We start from the raw sequence: 8,764 nt of genomic DNA on the forward strand, positions 1-8,764 counted from the left end.
AGCGCCACACCGTTGATGGAGACAATCTTCAGACCACCATCCGGCGCCTTGTCGTTGGCCAGCAAGTTCAGGCTCACCGAGCCATCTTCGTTGACGGTGTACTCGTCATTGACCGCATCGACCGAATCATCAATCTCCACACTGCCATCGTCAGTCGCACTGCCGGTATTCCCCGCAGGATCTGTCACTGTGGCTGTAACGGTATAAGAGCCCTCGGCCAGTGGGGTAACCACATCCACGGTGAAGGTGCCAGTGGGTGTGACGATAGCGGTAAGGGTTTGCTGATTACCATTCGCATCGGTAACCAGCAGGGTGACGATGCTGCCAACGGGAGCATCCGTGGTCCCGGTCAGGGTCGGAGTGGTGTCATTGGTGTTATCTGGCGCAACGACGGAAATGGTGGGCGGGGTCAGGTCAAATACTTCATCTTCGCCAGCAGCACCCAGCGGTGGCTCACCATTGGCGTTGTAGGTGGTATCGAAGGTGGCTTCAGCAATGGTTGCGGAACCGGTACGGTCGATGGTGACAAAACCGCCGTTGCCACTGGCACCGGCTACGCCCCCAATACCGCCCCCACCGGCGGCAGGTGCACCACCTGCGGCAGAGGCTTCAAAGGCCTGGGTCGGGTCCGCGCCGCCCAAAATAGCCTGTTGCAGGGCATTGATATCATCAGGAGTACCTGCAGCGCCGTTTTGCGCCAGCTGGGGAGCATCTCCCTCTTCGGCAGGTTCACTCTGCTCGCTGGCTGGTTGCACATTGAACGACTGTCCACCGCCCATGAAACTGGCGCCATCCGGCGACATGATCACCGCCCCTTTCGGCAGCACATCCCCTTCAGCCAACAGCTTCCGGCTGCCATCAGCGGCAACCAGATAAATTTGTCCTTTGAGTTGGGTTACGGTTACGCCCTGTTCCAAGGTAACGGCATTGGTAATCATGTTCTCTCCTGAATCCTGATTTGCATGCAATAAGCCACAGCCTACTTTGCAGACTGAGGGGAAAAATAACCAGCTCGAAAATTCGAAAGAATAGACTGATTTGGGGCTGAACTGTTCAGCCAGACAGAAGTGTCTAAAACGAGGTTGCGAGAATAGCAAAAACCAAAAATTATCAATAAATTACAGAATAATGACGGGAGCATGACAAAGCATGTTCCCGTCAGGATTAACCCTAGGCGCCAGCCCAGAGGATGATAGCCAGCAGCTGTGGCGAGATGATCCGCAGGAACATCACCAGCGGGTAGACAGTGGCGTATGAGAGCGCACTGGCACCACTTGTCGGGTGCATGGCGTTGGCAAAGGCCAGCGCGGGAGGATCAGTCATGGAGCCGGCCAGCAAACCGCACAGGGTCAGATAGTTCATCTTGCCGTAGAAGCGCGCCAGCACACCGACCACCAGCAGCGGGATCAGGGTGATCGCCATGCCGTAGAGCATCCAGGCCGGGCCATCACCGTTGATCAGGGTATCGACGAAACCTGCACCGGACTTGAATCCGACCACCGCCAGAAACAGCACAATCCCGATCTCCCGCAGCGCCAGGTTGGCACTGGGGGGCATGAACCAGTAGAGCTTGCCGATGCTGCCGATCCGCGACAGGATCAGCGCCACCACCAGCGGCCCACCCGCCAGACCCAATTTGAGAGCGGCCGGGAAACCGGGCAGGTAGAAGGGGATGGAACCGAGCAATACGCCGAGGCCAATCCCGATAAATACCGGCAACATCTGCACCTGCTGCAGTTTTTGCTGCACGTTGCCGACCACATTGGTAACAGCTTCGATGGCATCGAGGCGCCCCACCAGGTTGAGAATATCGCCAAACTGCAGGCTGGTCTGACTAGTCGGCACAAGTTCGATACCAGCTCGGTTGAGGCGCGAGATCACCACGTCATAGCGCTGTTTGATATCCAGATCGCGGATCTTCTTACCAAGAACCTGCTCGTTGGTTACCACCACCCGCTCGACGCGCAGGTCGGTACCACGAGTCGAGAGCGAGGTCTCCACCTCCTCCCCGAGCACCAGCAACACCTTGTGCAGCGCATGGCGCTCACCCACCAGGTGCAGCAAGTCACCCAGTTCGATACGGGATTCCGGCCGTGGCACCATCAGCTCGTCGCCACGCTTGAGCCGTGAACAGATGACATCGGACTCGTCGAGACTCGGGATCTCGCTCAGCATCAGGCCGTGCATGTTGGGGTTGCGCACCGCGATGTTGATGGTCTGCAAGCTCTCCTTGGTTTTACCGGTTTGCAGCTCGAACTGGGCGGCTTCATCGTCGATCTTGATGCGAAAGAAGACCCGAACCAGCCACATGGTGAGCAAAATGCCACAGATGCCAAACGGATAGGCAACCGCATAGCCCATCCCCATCAGGCCGGTAGAACCGGGTGCGGCGCCCAGCTCGGCCAGGATCTGCTGGCCCGCACCGAGGGATGGCGTATTGGTGACGGCACCGGAGAAGACCCCCAGAATGACCGGCAACGGCACATCGAAAAATTGATGCAAGCCAGCAGCCACCACGCAGCCAAGGATGACCAGCAAAGCGGCAAAAGCGTTGAGTTTGAGACCCGAACTGCGCAATGACGAGAAGAAACCCGGCCCGACCTGGATGCCGATGGTATAGACAAACAGGATCAGGCCAAATTCTTGAATAAAGTGAAGCGTTTGTGCATCCAGCGCGAGATCGGAGGCGCCTGCAAAGTGACCCACTATGATGCCGCCGAACAGCACCCCCCCTATTCCCAAGCCAACGCCATAAACTCGCCAGTTTCCCAGCCAGAGTCCCAGCACTGCCACCAGCGACAACATGCTGATGGAAAGCGCGATTTCACTCATTTCGTGCATCCTTTGCGAATTGAACTGGCCCTAGCTTGTCAGCAAACGCTGATGCCAACTGTGTGATACCGCACGAATTTATCCTTTTACGCGCTAAAAATACCAATTAAGAGCTAGTTTCAAGACGTTAGGCGACGTAGCCGTAAATGGCCATAAAGTGACAAACGCTGCCACCCAGCACAAAGAGATGCCAGATGGCGTGGTTGTAGGGAATTCGCTTGGCAACGTAGAAGATCACTCCGAGGCTGTAGACCAGCCCGCCCGCCGCGAGCAGCAGCAGCCCTTCACCAGCCAAATGGATATAGAGCTGATAGATGACCACCAGCGACAGCCAGCCCAGCATCAGGTAAGTAAAGAGCGACAACTTCTTGAAGCGATTGATAAACACCAGCTTGAACACCACACCAGCCAGCGCCAGGGCCCAGATCACCACCATCAAGCCCTTCGCCAGCGGCGTGTCGAGCGCCACCAGCAGAAAGGGGGTATAGGTGCCGGCAATCAGCAGATAGATGGCGCAGTGATCAAACACCTTGCACCAGCGCCTGGCTCGCCCTTCCGCCATGCTGTGATAGAGGGTCGAGGCGAGATAGAGCAGCACCAGACTGCCGCCATAAAGGCTGTAGCTCACCAGCGCCTGCGTACCCTGTCCCCATCCCTTAATGAGCAACAGCACCAGCCCGACAATCCCCAGCAACAATCCTGCACCGTGACTCAGCCGGTTTGCCAGCTCCTCCCGGGGGGAGTAATCCATCACACCACTCATAACATCGACTCCACAATAACTGTGGCTCACTCTACCCAGCGCCATTTCGGAGTACAAGTGTTCGCTTAAAAAATGGAGTGGCTGTCACCTGCCAACCTTTGGTGTATGCTCTGCCGCCGATGCCCGAGACAAGCGGCATAGACACCTACCCTGGTGAACTGGTCTGGAGAACCTGATGAAGTTGACTGAGCTGTTTGCACAAGCGGATCCCGCCTTTGGCGAGGCGATGAACACCTTGCTGGAGAGCTTCCACCACTCCGACGACAGTCAGGCCCCTTACCAGCGCGACCTGTTCACCCATCAGCTCGACCAGTCCAGCATGCCCGCCAGCGGCTGCTCGATCGAAGCCTATCTCGCCCGGCTGGCTACTCTGGTACCCGGCGCCTCTCACCTCACCTCGCCACGCTACATGGGTCATATGACGGCACCATTGCCGGCCTTCACTGCCGAGCTCTCCCGTCTGGTGGTGATGCTCAACCAGAATCCGATGAAGATGGAGTCCTCCCGGCTGCTCAGCTTTCTGGAGCGGGAGGTGCTGGCCAAGCTGCATCGCCTCATCTACGGCATGGACGATGCCTTCTACGGCGAACAGATGCATGCCAAGGATGCCGCCCTCGGCGTCATGACCAGCGGCGGCACTATCGCCAACGTCACCGCTCTCTGGTTGGCCCGCAACCGCGCCTGCGGCGACAACCTGTTCGCCCTCTACGAGCAGGGCTATCGCGGCGCCGTCATTCTCGGTTCACGGCTGATGCACTACTCCTTCGACAAGGGGATGGATCTGCTGGGGCTGGGCGCCCGCAGCGTCTGGCGCCTCGAGACTGACGAACAGAACCGGCTCAGTCTGGCTGCGCTGGAGCAGGCGCTGATCCAGTGCAAAGAGCAGAAATTGAAGGTGCTGGCATTGGTCGGCGTGGCAGGCAGTACCGACTTTGGCTCCATCGATCCCCTGCCGGAGCTGGCCGCCATCGCCGAGCGCGAGCAGATCCACTTCCACGTGGATGCTGCCTGGGGCGGCCCGACCCTCTTCTCCCCACGCTATCAAGGTCTGCTGGCCGGAATAGAGCAAGCCGACACCGTCACTCTGGATGGCCACAAGCAACTGCTGGTGCCGCTCGGTACCGGCATGCTGCTCTGCCGCCAGCCCGACCTGATGATGGCGGTCAAGCGGGAGGCCCCCTACGCCATTCGTGCCACCTCGTTCGATCAGGGTCGCTTTACCCTGGAGGGCACCCGCCCGGCCAATGCCCTCTATCTGGATGCCGCCTTCCAGCTGTTCGGCCAGCAAGGCTATGCCGAGCTTATCGAGGCCAACTACGACCGTGCCCGCCTGATGGCCGAGCTCATCGAAAGCGATCCTGCTTTCGAGCTGATGTCGGCGCCGGTGATGAACCTGCTCTCTTACCGCTGCATTCCGCCTCACCTGCAGGGCAAGGTGCTGGATGAAGCGGCCAACACGCAGATCAACGACTTCAACGTAGCGCTGCAAAAAGCCCAGCGCGCCGAGGGGCACAGCTTTGTCTCCCGTACCCAGCGGGCCGTGGTGCGCTACGGTGCCCAGCCGCTTACCCTGCTGCGTGCCGTGCTGCTCAACCCTCTGATTGAAGAGCGCCATATCCGCGACCTGCTGGCCGATCAGCAACGACTGGGGCTCACCATTGCTCGCCAACTGTTTGGCGACTGCGCGGAATAGGCGTAAAAATGAGCGGTCTTATTCATTTGCCGTTGTCTGCTGTACAGGTAGACTGGGCGAAATTTGCAGGCCATTTTTGAGGACTAGGCGCCAACAATGAAGCAATTTATTGAATTTATTCCACTTATCGTTTTCTTCGCGGTCTACAAGTTCTACGATATCTACATGGCGACCGGCGCACTGGTGGTGGTCACCGGTCTGCAGCTCGCCTATAGCTGGATCCGCTATCGCAAAGTCGAGAAGATGCAGCTCTTTACCTTCCTGCTAGTCGGCTTCTTTGGCGGCCTCACGGTTTTCTTCCACGATGACACCTTCATCAAGTGGAAAGTGACTGTCATCAACGTACTGTTCGCACTGGGTCTGCTCATCAGCCGCTACGGCTTTGGCAAGAATCTGATCAAACAGATGCTGGCCAAGGAGCTGCAAGCACCCGATAAGGTCTGGGACACCGTTAATCTCGGCTGGGTCGGCTTCTTTACCGTCTGTGGCCTGCTCAACCTCTATGTGGCGTTCAACCTGCCGCAGGAGATGTGGGTCAACTTCAAGGTGTTCGGCCTGCTGGGGATGACGCTGGTCTTTACCCTGCTGAGCGGCGTCTATCTCTACCGCCACATTCCGGCTGAGCACAAAGAACAGCTGAAAAAATAACCCTCATCAGAAAAGGATCCTCTCATGTGGTATCTCATCTACTCCGAAGATGTCCCCGATAGCCTGCCACTGCGCAAGCAGGTTCGCCCCGCCCATCTGGCCAGAGTTCAGGCTTTGCAGGATGAGGGGCGGCTGCTGACTGCCGGCCCCAATCCGGCCATCGATGCCGAGGATCCGGCCGATGCCGGCTTTACCGGCAGCACCGTCATCGCCGAGTTTGCCTCGCTGGCTGACGCCCAGGCCTGGGCCGATGCCGATCCCTATGTGACGGCAGGCGTCTATGCCACAGTGACCATCAAGCCGTTCAAGAAGGTCTTCTGACCCGAAGCGAATAGCGAAATAAAAAAGGCCGGACTGGAAGTTCATTCCAGTCCGGCCTTTTTGCATCCCGATATCTCGTTTATGCCTTGGCGACAAACCAGGGATTGAGGATGTCGGGCTTGTTGTAGGCAAGGGGTGAGCCATCGAGCTGGGTGACGCTGCCACCCGCCCCCTCCAGCACCGCCTGCGCCGCGCCGGTATCCCACTCGCAGGTGGGGGCGAGGCGCGGATAGAGCTCGGCGCCCCCCTCGGCGATGATGCAGAACTTGAGGGAGCTGCCCATGGAGACCAGCTCGAGCTCGCCAAAAGGAGCCAAGAAATCGAGGGTCTCCTGCGACAGGTGGTTGCGACTGCCCACCACCCGCCACGCCTCTCCTTCACGATGAGGCCGGGTCTGGATGGCCTGGCGCTCGCCATCGGTGATGCGCCAGGCCCCCGCGCCCTTGCCGCCATACCAGAGCCTGTCCAGCACCGGCGCATAGACTAATCCCCAGCGCGGTGCCCCCTCTGCAATCAGCGCGATATTGACGGTGAACTCGCCGTTGCGGGAGACAAACTCCTTGGTGCCGTCGAGGGGATCCACCAGCCAGTAGCGGGACCAGCCGTGGCGCGCCGCCATCACCTCGGGCCCCGATTCCTCCGACAGCACAGGAATCTCGGGAGTCAGCCGTGTCAACGCCTGCACAATCACCTCATGCGCCCCCTTGTCAGCAGCCGTGAGCGGACTCTCGTCACTCTTGTACTCCACCGCGAAGGGCTGGCTGTAGATGGCCATGATGGCCGCTCCCGCCGCGCGAGCGACAGGTTCAAGTTCGGTGATATCGGGGTGGTACAAGGGATGATCCATAACAATCTCGTCCAGCTCACAGGGTCAACCAGTGTAACCCTTTTGACATCAACTGCTTATAGCCGATTGTGCTGGGTTATTACGGCGCGGGAGTTGCCATCGTTTGAACAGGGCCAAAAATAACAAAGGACGCCGTGGCGTCCCTTGTTATTTCTAGCGGCCGGTCTCAGGCCGCGGGCCTATTTTGCAACTCAGATCCCCTGACGGGCTTCCTGCATCAGCAAGCGCATGTCGCTGACCGCCTTGGCCAGACCATCGAAGGCGGCGCGGCCGATGATGGCGTGTCCGATGTTGAGCTCATAGAGCTCGGGGATAGCAGCGATAGCCTTGACGTTGTGGTAGTGCAGGCCGTGGCCGGCATTGACCTTCAAGCCCTTGCCTGCGGCATAGGAGGCACCGGCGGCGATGCGCTTGAACTCGGCGTTACGCTCAGCATCTGTGGTGGCATCGGCATAACGGCCGGTATGGATCTCGATAAAGGGGGTGCCACTCTCGGCAGCCGCATCGATCTGGATGGGATCGGCATCGATAAAGAGCGAAACCTGGGCACCCACGGCAGAGAGGCGGGCAACTGCGTCGGTCACCTTGTCCAGCTGACCGGCCACGTCCAGACCGCCCTCTGTGGTCACTTCGGTGCGCTTCTCGGGCACCAGACAGACGAAGTGGGGCTTGATGCGGCAGGCGATGCCGATCATCTCTTCGGTCACCGCCATCTCCAGGTTCATTCTGGTCTGAATAGTCTGGCGCAGGATCTCCACATCACGGTCGGTGATATGGCGGCGATCTTCTCGCAGATGCACGGTAATGCCATCGGCCCCAGCCTGCTCGGCCACGAACGCGGCCTGTACCGGATCCGGATACTGGGTGCCACGGGCGTTGCGCAGAGTCGCGATATGGTCGATGTTCACACCCAGATAGATTTCACTCATTGAGAACTCCTTGAAAGGCTTCATCTGTTGACTGCGCGGTCAGCGAATCACCCCGCGCCAATATCCGTATGTCTGTAATCTGTGTCAGCCTTGCATGCTGGCTTTGCGTTTTAAAAACAGCTCCCGGCTCTTTAGCTGGCGCTTGCCCAGATAGGGTTGCAGTGCCAGTCGGCTGAAACGTTTGGCCGCCTGCAGCAAGGGAGGGGTATCGAAACGTCCCTCGGCAAAGGCGAGCAGGTGGGCACCGAGAAACAGGGTACGGGGATCCGGCGCCCGCTCGCAAGCAACAAAGCCCAACTCACGCTCGAAGCCATAGAGCAAGGTCGGCTCGATGGGCGACTCGTCGTCTGCCGTGTATTCGAAATCGACCGCATAGCCGAGCGCCTGCAACAGCAGGAACTCGAAGCGGCGCAGCGGCAGCTCAGGCGTCTCACCATCGGCCAGCGCCATGATGGCACGGGCATAGGCATCGAACACTTCGGGGAACGGGGTGTGGGCTTCGAGCAGGTAGTAAACCAGCTCGTTGAGATAGAGGCCGTAGAAGAGGCGATCGCCACCGAGTCGCAGGGAGTGGTCGGGACACTCGACATGGGTGAGATTCTTGAGATCCCCCTTGCCGCGCCAAGCGATGGTGAGCAGGGTAAAGGGCTGCAAAAGCCCCTTGAGAGTGGAGCGTGGGGCCCGCGCCCCCCCCGGGCCCCCCCGGAAAAAACGCCCCAAAAAGGGGTTGG

Annotated in this window: 9 protein-coding genes; 3 read left to right on the forward strand and 6 right to left on the reverse strand. The window is 59.1% G+C overall.

Annotated elements, in window-relative coordinates; all coding sequences use genetic code 11:
* The 3 genes from ACW5W8_RS22910 to trhA form a co-directional block, all read right to left on the reverse strand.
* A partial coding sequence (locus tag ACW5W8_RS22910) for a retention module-containing protein (RefSeq protein WP_498630658.1) occupies positions 1-938 on the reverse strand: 938 nt, incomplete at its 3' end.
* A gap of 232 nt (positions 939-1,170) precedes the next feature.
* On the reverse strand, positions 1,171-2,832 hold the full coding sequence (locus tag ACW5W8_RS22915; RefSeq protein WP_498630660.1) for a putative transporter: 1,662 nt from the start codon (positions 2,830-2,832) through the stop codon (positions 1,171-1,173).
* A gap of 127 nt (positions 2,833-2,959) precedes the next feature.
* Positions 2,960-3,595 (reverse strand): PAQR family membrane homeostasis protein TrhA, encoded by a 636-nt coding sequence (gene trhA, locus ACW5W8_RS22920; protein WP_498630662.1) that lies wholly within the window; start codon positions 3,593-3,595, stop codon positions 2,960-2,962.
* Positions 3,596-3,770: 175 nt separating this feature from the next.
* Here trhA and ACW5W8_RS22925 point away from each other — a divergent pair, with 175 nt between their 5' ends.
* The 3 genes from ACW5W8_RS22925 to ACW5W8_RS22935 all read left to right on the forward strand — a co-directional run bounded on the left by ACW5W8_RS22925 (position 3,771) and on the right by ACW5W8_RS22935 (position 6,257).
* Complete coding sequence (locus tag ACW5W8_RS22925) at positions 3,771-5,288, forward strand: aminotransferase class V-fold PLP-dependent enzyme (RefSeq protein ID WP_498630664.1); 1,518 nt, start codon at positions 3,771-3,773, stop codon at positions 5,286-5,288.
* Between the two features lie 96 nt (positions 5,289-5,384).
* Positions 5,385-5,936 carry a septation protein A gene (locus tag ACW5W8_RS22930; protein WP_498630666.1) on the forward strand — a complete coding sequence of 184 codons (552 nt, stop codon included), beginning with the start codon at positions 5,385-5,387 and terminating at the stop codon, positions 5,934-5,936.
* Between the two features lie 24 nt (positions 5,937-5,960).
* Positions 5,961-6,257 (forward strand): YciI family protein, encoded by a 297-nt coding sequence (locus tag ACW5W8_RS22935; RefSeq protein ID WP_498630668.1) that lies wholly within the window; start codon positions 5,961-5,963, stop codon positions 6,255-6,257.
* A 79-nt stretch (positions 6,258-6,336) separates the two neighbouring features.
* Here the strand turns inward: ACW5W8_RS22935 and cysQ are convergent, their stop codons facing one another.
* The 3 genes from cysQ to recO form a co-directional block, all read right to left on the reverse strand.
* Entirely contained in the window at positions 6,337-7,104 is a 768-nt protein-coding gene (gene cysQ, locus ACW5W8_RS22940) for a 3'(2'),5'-bisphosphate nucleotidase CysQ (RefSeq protein WP_498630670.1), read from the reverse strand.
* Between the two features lie 191 nt (positions 7,105-7,295).
* Positions 7,296-8,033, reverse strand: coding sequence for a pyridoxine 5'-phosphate synthase (pdxJ, locus tag ACW5W8_RS22945; RefSeq protein ID WP_335839632.1), 738 nt, complete (start codon positions 8,031-8,033; stop codon positions 7,296-7,298).
* 84 nt (positions 8,034-8,117) lie between these two features.
* A partial coding sequence (gene recO, locus ACW5W8_RS22950; protein WP_498630672.1) for a DNA repair protein RecO occupies positions 8,118-8,764 on the reverse strand: 647 nt, incomplete at its 5' end.

It is taken from the genome of Aeromonas aquatilis (genome assembly GCF_054052405.1).